The sequence below is a fragment of the Mesobacillus boroniphilus genome, assembly GCF_018424685.1.
GTDB classification, from domain to species: Bacteria; Bacillota; Bacilli; order Bacillales; family Cytobacillaceae; genus Mesobacillus; species Mesobacillus boroniphilus_A.
In genome coordinates this window covers 969,712-986,461 of sequence record NZ_QTKX01000001.1, presented here as the reverse complement: position 1 = coordinate 986,461, position 16,750 = coordinate 969,712, and the positions used below count along the sequence as shown (strand labels likewise).

At 40.2% G+C, this 16,750-nt stretch carries 17 protein-coding genes; 7 read left to right on the top strand and 10 right to left on the bottom strand.

The window, feature by feature from the left end:
- Nucleotides 1-41: 41 nt before the first annotated feature.
- The gene (locus tag DYI25_RS04980; protein WP_213367334.1) at nucleotides 42-299 is read right to left on the bottom strand and encodes a hypothetical protein; all 258 of its coding nucleotides are present in this window, start codon (nucleotides 297-299) and stop codon (nucleotides 42-44) included.
- Nucleotides 300-436: 137 nt separating this feature from the next.
- Here DYI25_RS04980 and DYI25_RS04975 point away from each other — a divergent pair, with 137 nt between their 5' ends.
- Nucleotides 437-757: a hypothetical protein gene (locus tag DYI25_RS04975; RefSeq protein ID WP_213367333.1), complete on the top strand. Its 321-nt coding sequence runs from the start codon at nucleotides 437-439 to the stop codon at nucleotides 755-757.
- Between the two features lie 114 nt (nucleotides 758-871).
- On the opposite strand, the gene DYI25_RS04970 is transcribed toward DYI25_RS04975, so the two are convergent.
- From DYI25_RS04970 to DYI25_RS04945, 6 genes are all read right to left on the bottom strand, one after another.
- A complete protein-coding gene (locus DYI25_RS04970) occupies nucleotides 872-1,012 on the bottom strand; it encodes a hypothetical protein (protein WP_213367332.1) in 141 nt (46 codons plus the stop codon).
- A 317-nt stretch (nucleotides 1,013-1,329) separates the two neighbouring features.
- Complete coding sequence (locus tag DYI25_RS04965; RefSeq protein ID WP_213367331.1) at nucleotides 1,330-1,710, bottom strand: YkvA family protein; 381 nt, start codon at nucleotides 1,708-1,710, stop codon at nucleotides 1,330-1,332.
- Between the two features lie 85 nt (nucleotides 1,711-1,795).
- Complete coding sequence (locus DYI25_RS04960; RefSeq protein WP_213367330.1) at nucleotides 1,796-2,431, bottom strand: LysE family translocator; 636 nt, start codon at nucleotides 2,429-2,431, stop codon at nucleotides 1,796-1,798.
- Nucleotides 2,432-2,470: 39 nt separating this feature from the next.
- Nucleotides 2,471-2,737: a hypothetical protein gene (locus DYI25_RS04955; protein ID WP_213367329.1), complete on the bottom strand. Its 267-nt coding sequence runs from the start codon at nucleotides 2,735-2,737 to the stop codon at nucleotides 2,471-2,473.
- 95 nt (nucleotides 2,738-2,832) lie between these two features.
- A complete protein-coding gene (locus DYI25_RS04950) occupies nucleotides 2,833-3,282 on the bottom strand; it encodes a hypothetical protein (RefSeq protein ID WP_213367328.1) in 450 nt (149 codons plus the stop codon).
- 129 nt (nucleotides 3,283-3,411) lie between these two features.
- Nucleotides 3,412-4,158, bottom strand: a complete 747-nt coding sequence (locus tag DYI25_RS04945; RefSeq protein WP_213367327.1) for an alpha/beta hydrolase — start codon at nucleotides 4,156-4,158, stop codon at nucleotides 3,412-3,414.
- A 206-nt stretch (nucleotides 4,159-4,364) separates the two neighbouring features.
- Between DYI25_RS04945 and DYI25_RS04940 the strand changes: the two genes are divergently transcribed.
- The 6 genes from DYI25_RS04940 (at nucleotide 4,365) to DYI25_RS22550 (ending at nucleotide 10,961) form a co-directional block, all read left to right on the top strand.
- Nucleotides 4,365-4,892: a hypothetical protein gene (locus DYI25_RS04940; protein WP_213367326.1), complete on the top strand. Its 528-nt coding sequence runs from the start codon at nucleotides 4,365-4,367 to the stop codon at nucleotides 4,890-4,892.
- A gap of 213 nt (nucleotides 4,893-5,105) precedes the next feature.
- Nucleotides 5,106-5,897 (top strand): TIGR00266 family protein, encoded by a 792-nt coding sequence (locus tag DYI25_RS04935; protein WP_213367325.1) that lies wholly within the window; start codon nucleotides 5,106-5,108, stop codon nucleotides 5,895-5,897.
- Nucleotides 5,898-6,432: 535 nt separating this feature from the next.
- Nucleotides 6,433-7,053, top strand: a complete 621-nt coding sequence (locus DYI25_RS04930; protein ID WP_342032474.1) for a DUF421 domain-containing protein — start codon at nucleotides 6,433-6,435, stop codon at nucleotides 7,051-7,053.
- Between the two features lie 12 nt (nucleotides 7,054-7,065).
- Nucleotides 7,066-8,373, top strand: coding sequence for a chloride channel protein (locus DYI25_RS04925; RefSeq protein ID WP_249745244.1), 1,308 nt, complete (start codon nucleotides 7,066-7,068; stop codon nucleotides 8,371-8,373).
- Between the two features lie 405 nt (nucleotides 8,374-8,778).
- The gene (locus DYI25_RS04920; protein WP_213367323.1) at nucleotides 8,779-10,221 is read left to right on the top strand and encodes an ATP-binding protein; all 1,443 of its coding nucleotides are present in this window, start codon (nucleotides 8,779-8,781) and stop codon (nucleotides 10,219-10,221) included.
- A 617-nt stretch (nucleotides 10,222-10,838) separates the two neighbouring features.
- Nucleotides 10,839-10,961 carry a hypothetical protein gene (locus DYI25_RS22550; RefSeq protein ID WP_274609486.1) on the top strand — a complete coding sequence of 41 codons (123 nt, stop codon included), beginning with the start codon at nucleotides 10,839-10,841 and terminating at the stop codon, nucleotides 10,959-10,961.
- 202 nt (nucleotides 10,962-11,163) lie between these two features.
- On the opposite strand, the gene DYI25_RS04915 is transcribed toward DYI25_RS22550, so the two are convergent.
- The 3 genes from DYI25_RS04915 to DYI25_RS04905 are packed head-to-tail and all read right to left on the bottom strand — an operon-like array spanning nucleotide 11,164 to nucleotide 16,594.
- Nucleotides 11,164-12,726: a SagB family peptide dehydrogenase gene (locus DYI25_RS04915; RefSeq protein ID WP_213367322.1), complete on the bottom strand. Its 1,563-nt coding sequence runs from the start codon at nucleotides 12,724-12,726 to the stop codon at nucleotides 11,164-11,166.
- A gap of 11 nt (nucleotides 12,727-12,737) precedes the next feature.
- A complete protein-coding gene (locus DYI25_RS04910; RefSeq protein ID WP_213367321.1) occupies nucleotides 12,738-14,687 on the bottom strand; it encodes a TOMM precursor leader peptide-binding protein in 1,950 nt (649 codons plus the stop codon).
- A complete protein-coding gene (locus DYI25_RS04905; RefSeq protein ID WP_213367320.1) occupies nucleotides 14,684-16,594 on the bottom strand; it encodes a putative thiazole-containing bacteriocin maturation protein in 1,911 nt (636 codons plus the stop codon). Before DYI25_RS04905 ends, DYI25_RS04910 begins: the two co-directional genes overlap by 4 nt.
- Nucleotides 16,595-16,750: the final 156 nt, after the last annotated feature.

Here is a 16,750-nt window from a genome sequence, read left to right as displayed (position 1 = left end):
TCCCAAATGGTCTCCTGATATCTTTATCAGTTAAAAGCATTTTACTGCTTATTTTGCCAATGAAAATACGTTATTGAAAAAGTGCTTATGAATAAGATTAAAAAGCTCACTCCTATAATCATTGGAACATATGTGAAAGCATTTATTAAGCTCAATGAAGTTGACCACGAATCTGCATTTGAGGGTCTTGAGAAATTAATGGCATTTTTCTCTCCACTAGCTCCAATTATTAAAAACAAGACCCCTATTAGGAAAAAGCCAAAAGGTATTTTAAACAGTTTTAAATCTATATTTTTCATTATTCATTTCTCCTTCTACCCCAAGTGATATTTCACTTCCTTTTATAAACTTTCTGGTACTGACTACTACATAGTTATATTAATCACCGGACAAGCATATTGATTAATTGTAACTTCAACAAAAGGAGCAAATTATATTGAAACAAATGATCGGGTTATCAGGTTTACTGCTACTCTGTATTTATTTGGTCTATAACAGTCCTCAAATTTCTCAGAAAAACTCTGACATTGATTCTTTAGAAACCGGTGCAATTGTTGATCCAGAAACAACCGATGAAATTTTAGAAACGATTATACCCGAATTGGAGTACGTACATGAGAAGGATCAAGACAATGAAGTGGACGGATATATCGTTGAAACTTACAGGGAATATGAAGTTCATAGGGATGAAAAAGGTAAGATTATAAAACAGGTTCCCACCTCAAACTTTGATTATATAAGATATAAAAAATACTAATTCATTTTAAGTGCATTTAATAGGTAAAGATTCTTATTCTTTGCCTATTTGTCATGTCACTTAATGGAGCAAAACAATTCCAGTTCGGCAGTGATCGTATTTTCACCTAACCTGCTAATTAAAAATAATGTTAAAAACAATAAAAGCAATTATGATTCCTACGACAACAAAACCACCAAGTGTAGGACTTCCAAAAAAGGTTCGATTCCAACCATCTTCAGATTCTTTACTCTGACCTTTGATTTTCTTGTTCATTAAGCCTCTCCCTCCACTTGAATGTAATTATGTAACATTTTCTATACGTATGAAAGGGCAGAATAGTTTCTAATTGAGTTCCTTTTTATTTTAGTTAAATTTCTAGTATTCCTTACAAACTGTATTTCACGTACATCGGGTTTTTACCCTGAATCACTTAATCAAATTTTTCAAAACACAATAATCTAATTTTATAGTCCCGTTCTTCCACCTTCTATTCCAATCTTTTAACAGCATCCTCTTCAGGTAATCTGCCAGGTACCTCAAGAAAGAAAAGTTGCCGCTATGAAGAAACGTTCTTTTTGCTTTTTATCAGTTTACTTAACAAGAAAATCAACCATCCAATATAACATGAGAGCCCAGAGCAAGACGATGATCGTTCCTGCTATCCAATTCTTATGTTTAACCTTTCCAGATGCAGCCACTTTTTCACGTGAATACTGAATGATATGATCTGGTATTAATTTTAATAGGATAGCGATTCCCAGTGGAACAAGGATGAGGTCGTCCAGATAACCTAGGATTGGTATAAAGTCAGGAATTAAATCAATCGGACTGAAAGCATAGGCGACAACAATTATTGCGAATAGCTTTATATAAAAAGGTGTGTCTGGGTGTTTGTATGCCTCAGCTATAATAAAGATATCTTCCTTGATTTTGTTCATCCGCTTTCGGAATGTTTCCAGTGCTTCTCCCATTATTCTCTCCTGCTTTCGATTCTTATTATCTACTATAATACCAAATAGAGCCTGGCACTATGTCCAAGCTCCACCGTTTCCCTTTTTATGATGCAACTTTCGTGTTAAGCAGTTTGATGCCCATTCCGATAAAAACAATACCTGTCAGTCTGTTTAAGACCGTCCCGGCTCTAGCATTTTTTCTCAGCCTTGATGTTGCCATCGAGGAAAAATAGGCAGTCAACAGACACCAGACTCCGCCGGTCAGAGTGAAGGTCATCCCTAGAATGATGAAGGGTATTGGACTTGCAACACCTGCATCAGCGTGAATGAATTGCGGAAGAAATGCAAGGAAAAACAAAGCCACCTTTGGATTGGTTACATTCGTGATCATTCCTTGTAAAAAGATCTTTTTATTGCTTTGGATTGGCATGGTTTTTTGTTCATTTGCATTGCTTTTTGCCATTAACATCTGAATCCCCAGATATGCCAAATAAATGGCTCCAGCAATTTTAACAGCATTAAACAAAAAGGTGGATTGCGTCAATATGACTGATAATCCGAAAGCTGCAAGGAGTGTATGGACAACGATTCCAGAAGAAATTCCAAAAGCGGAGTAAATCCCTGCTGTCCTGCCTTGAGAAATACTTCTGCTCACGATGTACATCGTATCTGTACCAGGTGTTAAATTGAGCAGGATCGCTGTTGCCAAAAACACTTCGAAATTACTAATACCAAACATGGATCATCTTCCCCTATTTTATATGTGCCTCGCTAAATCTTAACCCTTAGAACTATAAATTTTATAATAAACAAGGGTAGAACTAATTAATCCGAAACCTAATAAAATACCTCCGCTTACCAGAAAATTATTAATGTAACTCTCAACAATAAGATGGTAATAGGCTGTGTCCGCTCCACCCCGACTGGCTAACCAGGAGTCTGCTTTAGATGTCCCGAAATCTACGCTAAACGCAATTAAAATAATTCCCAGTAAAGCTAATAAGGCGTTAATAATAGCTAAACCCTGCAGTTTTTCTTTTATCAATATATCCGACCCCCATAAATATTAATTTATCACAAAATTAAGAAAAAACAGAGCGAATTCTTTTCAATAAAAACAGTAGACATTGGCTTCAGACTTTACTTTACCTCTAACACAAACGCATAAAAAGCATCTCCATGTGATACGTGTGCCTCTTTTTCATCCATCCACCATACGCCATAGGAATAATAATAAATCCCTGGCTCAGTTGGTGCTGATATTTTGTTATCAGTGACCATAACTTCTTTTTCTTGATTATCATTATATTGGATTAAGTGGATTTCATTCGGCTTTGGGTCATAATCCATTTCGAATGAGATTGTTTCCCCCTTTTTTACGATTATGGGTTCTTTGCCTTCTAAACGCTCGACTGGTCCAGCGGTATCAACACAAGTAGCTTTCCAGCAATAAGTACCTAAATCCGTTTCGAATTTTTCATTTCCAATTTTAACAAAAGCTCCTGGTGGCTCAGCCCCTGACAATCCATTATTCGAACAGCCTACTAGGAAAACCCCAGAAATAATGAGCACCATAAAAATATAGTTCATAATAATTACACCCCTTTTACAATCAGACGTAAAATGGATGAATATGTTTCCAAATAATTCAAAAAAATGCAGGACTCCCACTGCCTTCTGCCCTTTAACAGAAAAAGCAAAAGAACCTCCCCATTTTGCTTATGATAATAAATAAGATATAACCTCTGGTATCCGTTTTTTGAAGGTTTGATAATTATGTTCTGCTCCTTCAACGACTTTTAGTTCTGCTGCGATTCCTTTCTGTCTGATAATCTCAAAGACGGCTTTATTCGTCTCCAGGAATGGCTTGGCGAGTTTCTCGCCTCCTTCTTTTGTACCGCAATCCAAATATATTTTTTCCAGTTGAGATAAATCTGCAGTTTTCAACAACTGCTCAATTTCCTCCTGATTACGGTAAAAACCGGATGAAAGTCCTGCTATTCTTTTAAAAATATGAGGATAAGTGCATGCAGCATATGTTGTGACTAATGCACCCAATGAGATACCGGCCATATAGGTTTCACCGGGATCCGTACTATACTTCAAGTCTATGAGAGGTTTCAATTCGTTCACAATGAACTCCACATATTCCTTGCCTTTCCCGCCTTCAGAACTCGGTTTGCCCAGAAGCTTTGTTGTGTATTCACCATTTATCCATGGACAATATTCATTCACTCGCTCCCCTGGCTTCTGATCAATCGCCACGACGATGAGCTCCATATCGTTCTTTTCCAAATATTTATCCAGTTCCAGTGCAACACCGCCAATCGCCTCTTCATTTCCAAACACATTCTGTCCATCATGCATGTAAAGAACGGGATATTTCTTGTCCTGCCCATTTGAAGGCAAATAGACTCTAATTTCCCTTTCTTCTCCAAATAATGACACTAGGAAACTTTCAATCATATGCTTACACAACTTTCTAATTATTTTTAAAGAAAATCTTACCATATTGGCTGAAGCTCTTCTATATTATTTTTTATGAAGAAGGAGAATTCTGGAAAGATGGAGAAAATAATATCAACCATTGTTACTTCAGGCTTTTCAAGACATATTTTAATACTGTGAAAATATATTTAATTTGAATTTGAGGATTGCTTAGGGGGCTTTTTATGAAGAGATTAATTGTTATCATGTTGATGATTATTATTGTATGCATTGCACCCTTTTTGACATTTGACTATGTCAGCCGTGATGGAGATTTCACAAAATGGAGCCATACTGTCATGGGGTACGACCATTACAAGGACGGAAGTACATTCTATTTGGGCTATGACCTTACCTGGGAAGGCATCGGGAAACCAACCCTAGAAAAAGTTGAATTCATTAAGAAAGATGGAACAATTGTCGCCAAAGATGATGATGAATTCAGGATTAAACCCTATATAGCAAAAACAAAAAATATAAAAGGTCTGGATGAGGAATCCGTACTACAAGAAGGACTACCCGAGGATCTCATAGATGTTAAAAATCACCAGGTCGACAAGGACGTTTACTTGATATTAGCTGTCCAATACAATGGTACGACTCCCGAAAATGATATTCATCTATTAAGGATTACCTATAAAAAATACGGTGTCACCCAACGTCGAGAGATTCCATTTGATGAAGGTGTTATTATGGACGATAATGAGAATTAAATCCAGGCTTATAGAAATTTTCTATGTGACCTTTTCAAGTTCGCTTCTCGAATTTGGGCTTATAGAATCTTTCTAGTGACCATTTTTCACCATGTATCTGCCCCTACTTAGGCTTTAGGAATACTCATAATCTAACTAAAAAAATTCTGCATCAGCAAATATAAAGTGTAAAATAAAAATGAAAAGCTAATTTGTTGTTTGGAGGGAAAAGCTGTGAGAAATCATGAAATTGATTATAAAATTTATGGCGATGACATGCAATTTGTCGAGGTTGAGCTGGATCCGAGTGAAACCGTAGTCGCTGAAGCTGGCAGTCTGATGATGATGGATCAGCACATTGAAATGGAAACGATTTTTGGCGATGGATCCGGAAGCGGCGGCGGTTTGGTTGGAAAGCTGTTTGGAGCAGGAAAACGATTATTGACGGGCGAAAGCCTTTTCATGACCACATTCACCAATACTGGCCAAGATAAAAAGCATGTATCCTTCGCATCCCCTTACCCTGGTAAGATCATTCCAATGGATTTAAGTCAAAATGGCGGAAAGATTATCTGCCAAAAGGACGCTTTCCTGGCTGCGGCCAAGGGCGTTTCAGTCGGGATTGAATTCCAAAGGAAGCTTGGAGCTGGTTTCTTCGGTGGAGAGGGCTTCATCATGCAGAAACTCGAAGGTGACGGGATGGCATTTGTCCACGCCGGAGGAACGATACATAAAAGAGAACTTCAACCAGGAGAAGTCATCAAAGTGGACACTGGCTGCCTTGTTGCAATGACCAGCGAAGTAAATTATGACATCGAAATGGTAAAGGGAATTAAAACAGCCTTATTTGGCGGAGAAGGACTTTTCTTCGCGACACTTAGAGGACCAGGTACTGTTTGGATTCAATCACTTCCATTCAGCCGCCTTGCCAGCAGAGTATTTGCTGCTGCTCCACAAGGTGGAGGACAAAACAAAGGCGAAGGCAGTGTCCTTGGCGGAGTCTTCAGAATGCTTGACGGAGAATAATGGGCTACAAACATGGATGGTTTCCGAAACGGAACCATCCTTATTTTTTTCACTTTGGAATGCTGAATAAGGAGCACATTTCTGTAATATCTGAAACTTTTCCATTCAATAATCGTATTTAAATTAGCTGAAATATTGTAAGTGAGGTGTTGACGGATGTTCTTAAGGATTTTCCATAAATCAAATCGTTCAACAAAAATAGCTTTATTAACAGGTACCATTCTTCTACTGTTAGGCGGAATTGCTAGTCTTTATCTTTGATATTGGTCATCATAGACTCTCCCTATATTTCCAAATTCGATAATATAAATAAAAAGGCTAAACCAAGATTTTCCCTGGTTTAGCCTTTTCCTCTTTCCTTTCCAAATTAGTGTAAGAACAATTCCCCCCCTTTTTCTTTCTGCAAGGTTTGATTCGGCTCTTCCCTCCCTCTCAGTAACTCCGTAAATTTATTAAGTTCTGGTCCACAACGTTCTAACACGAATAATAATTAACATTTTTTAGCAACATACTTATTGATTGCTTTTATAGGGTGGTGAATGTTTTGGATTTAAATTTTATATGGAAATCTGTTGTGATTGTCATTGGAGGAGTGCTGATTTTGCGCTTAGCTGGAAGAAAATCAATTTCACAGCTAACGGTAGCACAGACTGTCATGATGATCGCAGTTGGTTCATTGATTATTCAGCCGGTGAGTGAGCGAAACATATGGATTACCATGGTTATAACATTCTTAATGGTCACCACTCTTATTTTTATAGAATATATCGTTCTGAAATATGATGCTCTAGAGACCTTTATTTACGGAAAGTCACTTCTTGTGGTTGAGAATGGCCAACTAAATGAAAGCAATTTAAAAAAGCTTCGATTAACAGTTGATATGCTTGAGGTAAGGTTGAGACAGCAAAGTATTCAAAATTTCAGTGACTTAAAATGGGCGACGATTGAATCAAATGGCCAGTTAGGATATATGTTAAAGCCTGAAAAACAATACGCAACTAAAGAGGACATTCAAATGCTGATAACGTTGATAGAAGCTGCCCAAACGAAGCCAGCAGTGAACCTCCAGCCTGCACAATCAAACAGCTCGGATAATATTTTTAAAGAGATTAAGAATCAAAAGCATATTAAAGAGCATCCCGAAGAGTTGAAATGAGGTAACGTTAGAATGAATATGTTGCAAAAGTATAAGAGAGTTTTTTCGCTTCTAAGTCAATGGGTATTTTTCGGAGCGATTATTGGACTAGTTGTTGGTTCTGCAACGACTTTCCTGGTAGAGGCAAACGATTACCTTGGGGATGTACGGGAAAAAAGCGGATGGCTTATATTCCTTCTTCCTCTTGGTGGAATTATCATCGGATACCTATATATGAACTATGGAAAGGTATTTCTAGATAACACATTAAATGATGCAGCTGAGCTAAATAACCTGGTAATTGACGCTGTACATGGAAAGAAAAAAGTTCTTCGGAGAATGGGACCTATCGTCTATGTTGCAACATTTATTACAGTCTTTTTTGGCGGATCCACCGGAAGGGAAGGCGCAGCTGTCCAAATGGGCGCAAGTGTAGCCGAAGCAGTGAATAACTTTTTCAAGGCACTCATACTTGACAAGAAAATTTTTATCATGAGCGGGATAAGTGCCGGGTTTGGATCTGCATTTGGAACTCCGATCACAGGTGCTGTATTTGGTATGGAAATGGCTGCATTGGGAAAGATGAAATTTGCAGCGCTTGTCCCATGTCTTGTGGCTAGCTATGTTGGCCACTACGTCACGACAGCAGCCTGGGGACATAAACACGAAGAGTTCATTATTCAAACAGTTCCTGAATTATCTCTTCTTACTTTTTTAAAAGTCATCCTTCTATCAATTATTTTTAGTCTATTAAGTATTTCATACTGCCAGTTAAGACATGGTATACAAAATACAACGGAAAAAATCTTCAAAAAGAACCATATGAAAAGGGCCTTCTTTGGAGGAATTATCATTATAGTATTAACGGTGATAGTTGGTTCACAAGATTACAACGGCCGCAGCTTACAGATGTTAGAACAGTCTTTTACAGAAGAAGTTCCTCCCTTTGCCTTCCTAGGGAAATTGATTTTCACTGCGGTTACTCTAGGAACCGGCTTTGTTGGCGGAGAAGCAATCCCGATATTTTTCATGGGTGCGACATTAGGCAATGCCTTGCACACATTTATAAATCTGCCTATTTCCTTTTTAGCTGCATTGGGGTTGATTGCTGCTTTTAGCGCCGCATCAAATACTCCTGTAGCAGCTTTCCTGCTGGCATTGGAAATGTTTGACGGTAAGGGAGTAGAATACTTTTTTGTGGCCTGTGTAGTCAGTTATATATTTTCTGGCCACCATGGATTATGGCCTTCCCAGAAAATTTATGAACCTAAAAGCATATTGTTTAATATCGCTAATGGGGAATCAATTAAAAATGTTGAAAAGAAGAAAAAGGGAATATAGACTGCTATTGGCATTTCTCGGCCTTGAGGGACTGGAACCGGCTCCCGCTATTAAACTGATTTACTGCAGGCTTCCATACACACAGATTGTCTTTTCAAATACAAAGCAAGAAAATCAGGGGTATACCCTGTTTTTTTGATGTGCAGAATACTCCAATTCAATGGTATTATTCATGTCCTTCGATTTCTCATTTATGCCCTCTTCCAGATCTCTCCTGATGTTTCATCCACAACCGTTCCCCCTTCATACATATAGAAGACTCACTTATTAAAACAGGATAAAAGTTCTAATTTTTAAAAAACTGAAATTATATTCGTTCCTCTTCTCTCTCGTCTAGTAAAATAGAGAGAGGATTTCAATCGATTCAAATATTATACAGCTATTAATTGTAAGGGAGGCTTTTTTATGATTAAAGAAGAAACTCACCAAGCCTATGCCCCAGATATAAAAGATATACATGATATAAGCTTAGCACTGATCAACGCAAAGGATTTTCTCTCCACTCATTCACTAGATGGAAGATTTACATATGCGGCACCTTCCTGTGAGACTCTTTTTGGTTACACATCAGCCGAGCTGCACGATCAAACCATTTTTAGCTTTTGCCATCCATTGGACCAGGAAAAGTTGGAACAATACTTTTTTTCTTGCCAGTCTGGAGAAATTCTGTTTCGTTTCAGGAGAAAAGAAGGCGATTATTTATGGCTAGAATCGAGCAGAACGAAAGGTCCTAGAAATACTGAAACAGTTCTCGTATCAAGAGATGTTACAAATCGCGTTAATCGAGAGGAAAAACTAAAGGAACATCAAAAAAGAGATCGGTTATTCCTTGAACATTCCAAAGATACAATGGGGATTATTACAAAAAACGGAGTATGGACTTACATTAATGAGCAGGGAAAAAAATTGATGGGCGCAACTAGTTTCGAAGAAATAATTGGTACGTCTTTGTATGATTATACTGATCCACAGGACTTTAAACTGCTGAAAGAAAGCCTGGATTCTAGAGACTCCAGTGACCTTGAAATCAGTTTAATCCGAAAAGATAATGATTCAAAGAGAGCCGAGATGCAACTTATTCCGACAGTCTTCAAGAACAGGGCCGTTTCCCTTATCATCATTAAGGATATTACTGAACAAAGGAAAACCGAGGACCAGCTGCAGGTAGCTGAAAAACTTTCTGTAATTGGCCAAATGGCAGCTGGAATTGCTCATGAAATCAGGAATCCGTTGACTGCTATAAAAGGATTTACCCAGCTTTTGAGTGAGCACCCGGCAGAAGGAGCAGAAGATTATGCTGATATAATCCTCGATGAGCTTGCCCGTATTGAGTCTATAGTTGGAGACTTGCTCGTCCTTGCCAAACCTCAGGCATCAAATCTATCAAATGTAGATTTGATTTCTCTCGTTAACGGCGTTGTTAATTTGCTGAATCCCCAAGCAACACTATCAGATGCATTTATTAAGATTAAAACTGACTCACCTAGTATTTATATAGATTGCGAGCCTGATAAAATAAAGCAGGTATTAATCAACTTAATTCAAAATTCTATAGAGGCGATGACAAAAGGCGGCGAAATTCTAGTTGCCATATCCAAAGTAACAAGCCTAGCTTCAATACAGGTAACGGATCAGGGAAGTGGAATTCCAGAAGACCGGCTGAATAAATTAGGCGAGCCGTTCTATAGCACAAAGGAAAAAGGAACCGGACTAGGCTTAATGATTTGCCAGAAAATCATTAAAAACCACGGCGGCAAAATCGACTTCTGCAGCATCGTTAACGAAGGAACGACCGTTACGATTACTCTGCCTTTACAAGATAAATCCACTCTCCAGGAAGACAATTAACGAATTAGTAAAAAACCCCTTCGCGTGAGAATAATTCTTTCGCTTAAGAGGGAGAAACATTAATTAACTATATAAATATCAAGTTCTTTAGCAAAGGAATTAGCAAAAAACGTTTAGATATCATTTAAAAAATATCTAAGCGTTTTTTGTTTGCAGCAATGAGTTAAAGTTAATATTCCTTAGCTTTCCTTCGCCAGAAATTAGAATAAATATTACGATTGTATTCATACAAAATGCAAAAGGAGTATTTTTATTCCTTCAAAAAATGTAGCCATAAACGAATTTATCATTCAGACGGAAAAACTTTTGAACTAACGCATTTGTTCTATAACACGTTCAACTAAAAAGTACGCCCTAACCTGCTTTGTTTGTTCTACAAGTCCATCCATTTGACTAATAAAAACTTTCTTGTTCTAATTCCTTATTAAGGATAAAATTCCCTTCTTTATCTTATAAAAATGGAAAAGCAGTAACTACTGACTGGAGGTTTAATTCACCACATATAAGTGGATATTCTCATACAAATTCTCTCTCTTGCGTTAAATGATTAGTCAATTCTACCGATAATATAAACATTGTATTAAACTACAACTTATAAAAATGGGAAGGTTAAAAGCATGACTATTAATAAAGAAGATTTGATAAAGAGGGCAAGTGCTGTATTAGGCCGAGACGTAAGTAATGAAACAATTATAAAAACCGTTGAATCTCTGATTGAAAAGTTAGAAAAGGAAAAATAGCTAATCCAAAAGAAAGCAAACCTTTAAGATCCTCTATTATATAAGGACTTTGATTATTGTCTAAATAGTTTTTTAAGAGTGTTGGATGGTATGTAAAAAAGGAGCCCTGAGGTTTCTTTTTTAAATTTTTAAAAAAAACAAGAGCAGGTGATTTCTCCCCTGCTCGTTTGTATCATAAAATCTCTTAATATATTCTGTAAAACTAGCTATGCAAACTTCCTTTTAACCATGGCCTCGGGCGATAGGGACCGATGGGTATCTGGATCAAGCTGGTTTTTTCCCTCATGCTGTAAATATCATCAGCTAAGTTTGTATCGAACCCAAGAAGTGGATGCCCACCTAACCCAATAGCAGACGCTGTTGTGAGTAAGCTTTGAACGAGCATCCCTGCCTCCATTTGTAAAATTCGATAGCCTCTGTACCCTAATTCATTCAAATAGAAATCCTTATTTCCCACGACGTGCAAACAAAGCGGTACCTGCAGCAGGTTCACATTGTCGAGAGACAATCCGGCTTGTAAAGTGAGCCGGTGATCCCCCTTATTGATTTCCCGTAATGCATGTTCGGTATGGTCGTAATGGTAGGCTCCATCTGGGATACCCTCAACATTATAAAGGCACCCATAGATTGTAACCCGAGATTCATTGTTCAAGCGGACATCATCCAAATCATTCCGGTAAGAGAATGCAGACATCGACTCATTCAGCAGAACGGCCAGCTGCTGCTGACTTACCTTGCGCATAACAAAGTCGATATCGGGAGAAAAACGATTTTTGCTGGCCTCAGCCAGATCATATGCCAACGGTTTGCATTCTGGAAGATTTATCTTCACACCATCAAAGCTCCCACTCTGCAGGCTTTGTATCCTGTTAAATGAAGAGGTTGATTCCAGCATGGATGCTTCATTCAGAGCTATTAACCTAGGAAACTCTAGAATCCTTTGGGACCGCTCCAAATATTCACAGCTGATTGGCTCCAAATCAAGTTTCAATTCAGCGGCTGTTATATTAACATCTCTGCTTCTGGACCAGTTTGTGGGTTCCACGGACAGTGGAATAACCGAATATACACTCTCCTCATGTTCAGACAAACCGAGAAGATGATTGATTGCCGAATCTAAATATTGAAAGTATACTCCGGCAGCGAAACCAAAACGCTTAGCAGTTTCCAGCAGCTGCCCCATCAGGACTCCAGCGTCAAGTCCTTGGAGGCGATAGGAGAAGTTATTGTATTTAAAGTAGTTTTTCCAAAACATCGTGGATACAAAGGCGACGCCAAAGCAGGATGAAATTTCACTCCGGTTGACTAGAGCATCTGAAACATATGAATCGAAGTTCCCTGCCCGCAGCAAAACGAGACGGTGGTGCGCGGGGTCATAATGGTACACTCCATCTGGCAATCCTTCTATCTTTAAATAGATGTACAGCTCGTTTGGATACAATGCACCGCCAGAGGGAGCAAACCTACGGTAGGAATTCATAGTGTAGGATTCTTCCTCTGAGAGTTCAGTTGAAAAAACGGACTGGCTTACCTGTGTGATTCCATAAACGTACCAGAGAAAATGGCCGACTCTATGAATATCAGGCTTAGTTGGCGGTTGTATTTTCTCAAGAGTCAGTGGAACCTCTAAAGACAGGGGCACCACTGGTTGGTTACGGTACAGCTTGTAGGCATAAGGCGCATCCTCCCAGTCGGTTTCCAAGTTTGGCTGATTGGCGCGGTCAATATCAAATTGAAGATTATGCAAAAATTCCTCGAGACTCATCCTCCTACCTCCTATGGGAACGGATGCGGACAGTGATTGAGTTCTTCAAACGTCAATGGCTCTTTCACATAGCCAAGTTTCAACGGGACTTGGAGTACCCTGTCTAACCCTTTCAGCCGGGTCAGGTGGTATCCGAATGTCATTGGCAGCATTCCTGGAATCAATACTTTTACACAATAAAGCTCATTTTTCCTCGTCTCCGGTGTCGTCTGGTCAACCACAATGACGTCAAGGTCCAATCGACGAAATCCCTCGAGGATATCCTTGAGATCATCGGTGAGATCCTGGTGGTTCGATCTCCATTTGAATTCATTATTAAAGCTTTGCAACGGCCGACTATCATCGAGCAAAAATCGAAAACGCTCCTCTGCCTGAGGCAACCCGTATAGCATCCCGTGATCATCCATCTCCCTTACAAATTGGTGATTCTCTAGCATTTCTATATACTTCTCTTTATTCGCTTCAAATTTCCCATCAAGATTCAGCATCATCCCTGCGAGCTCCTGGATAGCACTTTTTGCAGCCTTTATCGGATCAAGATGGGCTCCTGCGGCACAGATGATATTTAATCCATGATCCTTCCTGTTTTTTGCCATCGCCCAGACGCTCGGAATCCCATGCTCCATTGTAGCGTTATACAAATACAGATCATAACCGGCAACCGCGCGCATACGCTCAACCATTAAGTTCAATTCCTCATCGTCGGCTGATAGAGGATCAAGACGCGGCAATTTTAGCTTCGCATACCAGGTCATCAGGAATGAATCGCGTTCAACTACTTCCATGATGCCATAAAAAATGGCCTCCTCCCTGCTCCCGCCGAGTGCGCAGCCATTTGAGGTTTCATAGACAAAGCCAGCAGAACTACAGCCTAAACTATAATAAGAGAGAAGCTCTGGAACGAGAATGGGACGCTCTTCGATTAAAGAGTAACCCCAAACCCAATCCATCGGTCGTTCAGGGTCAAATTTTTGAAATGGAAAACCAGGCTTTCCATACTCCTCATCAGCGTGTACTCCTACTTTCAGTGGGTTGAGCGCCTGCCCCTCCAGATTCCGATAACAGTCATGGATGACAGTTCGTTTACCCCGCGGCTCAAGACCGCAATGACGCTCAAGGCCCTCAAGAATCGCTGTCAATTCGCTTTCTGCGTAACAATGTGTTCGACCCGCAGTTCCCTCATTTCCTCCTGAGACCATCGGCAGATTGACACTTGCATCAGCGAAGGGAGTGATAAGATCATACATTTTGTTATTGAAAAGTCCTGTCCGATTATCCAGATAGTCCTTTGCTAGCACCCTCTTTAACTCTTCTAGTGGATTGCAACGGTAGCTCCCTGCGCTGATCTTCGGACTTGGCTGCAGGGAAATCTCCGCCAGGGAAGCTGAATCATCAGGAATATTACTGCAAACCGGACATAAAGAATCTGGCAAGAAGGGATGCCATGAGCCATTAAGAGTTTTTAGGTCGGTTAAAAACATCCGCCCTTGTGTATATGCTTCCTTCCTCTCAAGAATCCTGTTTGTCTCTGCCGCAATTATTTGAGCCATTTGTAAAAACCCAGTATCGGAAGCCCACGTGTCAGCCCGCATTCCACCGTCGGTCAAAAGTTTTTGCTGGATCTCCTGCATTTCACTTCGTTCCTGCCCGCCTAATAGAAGTCTCAGATCTGCACAATGTGAACACCCAAGAATATTCGGGCGGACCAGTGGACCTATCACACCCTCACCAAACGAAGCATAGCCTCTCATCCAGGGAGTACCATGCATTTTCATGATTTCCTCTGCCCTTTTGTGTGCACTGGGGTTCCAGGAATCGTCAAGTACCAGCATCAGCTCAGCATTTTCAGGAATACCATTTTCAAAGTCAGCCCTTCTAAATACTTGATGCCTGGCTGATAACTCTTCACTTACACGATCTGCCAGCCTTCCTGCACCGATGATCACTACGAAAGAAATCATTGTAATCCCTCCTCTCGCAGCAATACACCAAACACCCCTTCTAGTTCCTCGTTAAAAACCGGTTCAAGCTTTAATTCGTGTACGGATAACCGCTTTCCGTTCCTTTTTAGGATTTCCACTGCTTCCTTCACGGTATCCGGCTGTATTCTTTCTTCATAGGACGGAATGATTAGTCTTTGCTTTACCGTTTCATCAAGCTGAACAGCTGATTTATCCAGAAATACTGTGTGATTTGGTTCTGTATCGTTTTGATATTTTAACAATGCTTGCTGTAAAGCCCCTCTTAGCGCCAAGGTTCTGTTCAAATCTGTATTTCCATACCATCCGCTGCCGGTACCTACCCATATTGAAGGAAAACCTGAGATATCATTTCCCAATCCAATGATGGGTTTTCCCTGCATCGTCGTTAGAGCTTCAAAGTAGAAGCGGCACCGTTCATCCTCTATTGCCTCGAACTCCAATAAGGAAATGTACTGCTTATGTTGTTGTCTTTGCTGGCCAAGCTGCTCAACCAAACATTTTTGCAAGCCTCGGCTAACCGCTTCCTGAAATGTCTCACCAGCTCCCACTCCCAGAAAGTCATCCCACTCAAACAAACTCGCCAATCGTGAAGCATAGGATTCAACTCCAGCAAGGGCCGCTTCCCTTCGTGCCTCCTCATGTGTGAAACCAGAACATATCCTCTCTCCCAACAATTCAGCTGGACCCTCTGACAGAGGGTCCACTGCCTGAACCCGGCACTGAGCCAGGGGAAGCTGTTTTAACTCGCCCTCCTCCCACTGGTGAAAAATCCCGGTTTCCTTCGATGTTAGCAGAATGAAAGATTGTAGTTGTTTTTCCAGTTCTGTTCTTTTTACTTCCCGTTCTAGCCGGCTTTCAAGATTTTCTATCCTTTCAGCTGTTGGCACATCAGTCTCCAGGGGATGAGGCAAAAAAGAATGCCAGCTCCCTTCGAGAGTCTCTAAGTTAAGTAAATAGATGCGGTTTCGCTGTGTACCTTTCGAGACGCCCGTTGCCTCTTTAAATAATTCAAATGCGATCATGTTGGCTAACAATGCGCCAGTTGTGGCAGATGATGCAGGTACTTGCTGTTCTTTTTCCAAAACAGAGGAATGCAATCGCCGCCATGCTGACTCCCAGCAAACGTCAGAATCCGGCACAAATAATGGTCCTGCTATCCCGATCTGTTTTAGTAGTATAGCCGGAATAAACGCTATCTTCTCCTGTCTGCAAACAGATTGAAGGCGCTTTAATTCTTCCAGGTTTCCTTTTTGGGATACGTAAAGGACAGTATCAAAAGGCTGCAAAACCTCCCTCCAGCCTTCATCCTTTAGTTCTATTACCTCCAATTCCACTTCAGGATCTGTTTTACGGGCATGGCCCACAATCTCACTTAGCCTTTTTTTGTTGTTCGGTACTTCGTCTGTTATCAAAACGTTCAGCTTAGGCAGACCGGATTGCAGCAACGACGAAACCAAGGAATTTAAAATGGGCCCAGAACCAACTGCCAGCACATTGGCATGTCGGAAAGCCTCAAACCGGTAAGCACCGGAACCAGCCAGATTATCAGCAAACTCTATTTGTGCAGCATATTTTTTAAGTATATTTTCTGATAAATCGTGAGTACCATCCTGGCTTACATCCCTGACAAACCCATTTCGATATAGAACTTCAGCAATTTCAAATACACGGTCCCTATATGGTCCAGGCAAGCCGTCCGTCAATTTCTCCAGCGAATGCTCACCGTTTAACATCGGCAACAGCTTTTCAACCCATTTTTCTACCCCGGTTCCTTCGAGGCGGAAAGACACTGAATTGTTCCTTAAATATACACCCCTGTTTGGTTCAGGGAGATAAAACGTATCCCTCTTCACCTTCAACCGCATAGTAGGGTCCAATTTTACCATTTCAATCCTCCTCAGGCATAATTGCCATTTACTCTCCTTTTATTGACTGTCATTATCATCGTATGTATCCCATTTTGTCCCGTATGTCTCATCTTCCAAGAAGAAAACCCCTGCATGAACTTCTGCAGGGGCTCTACACATATCAATACTGAACTT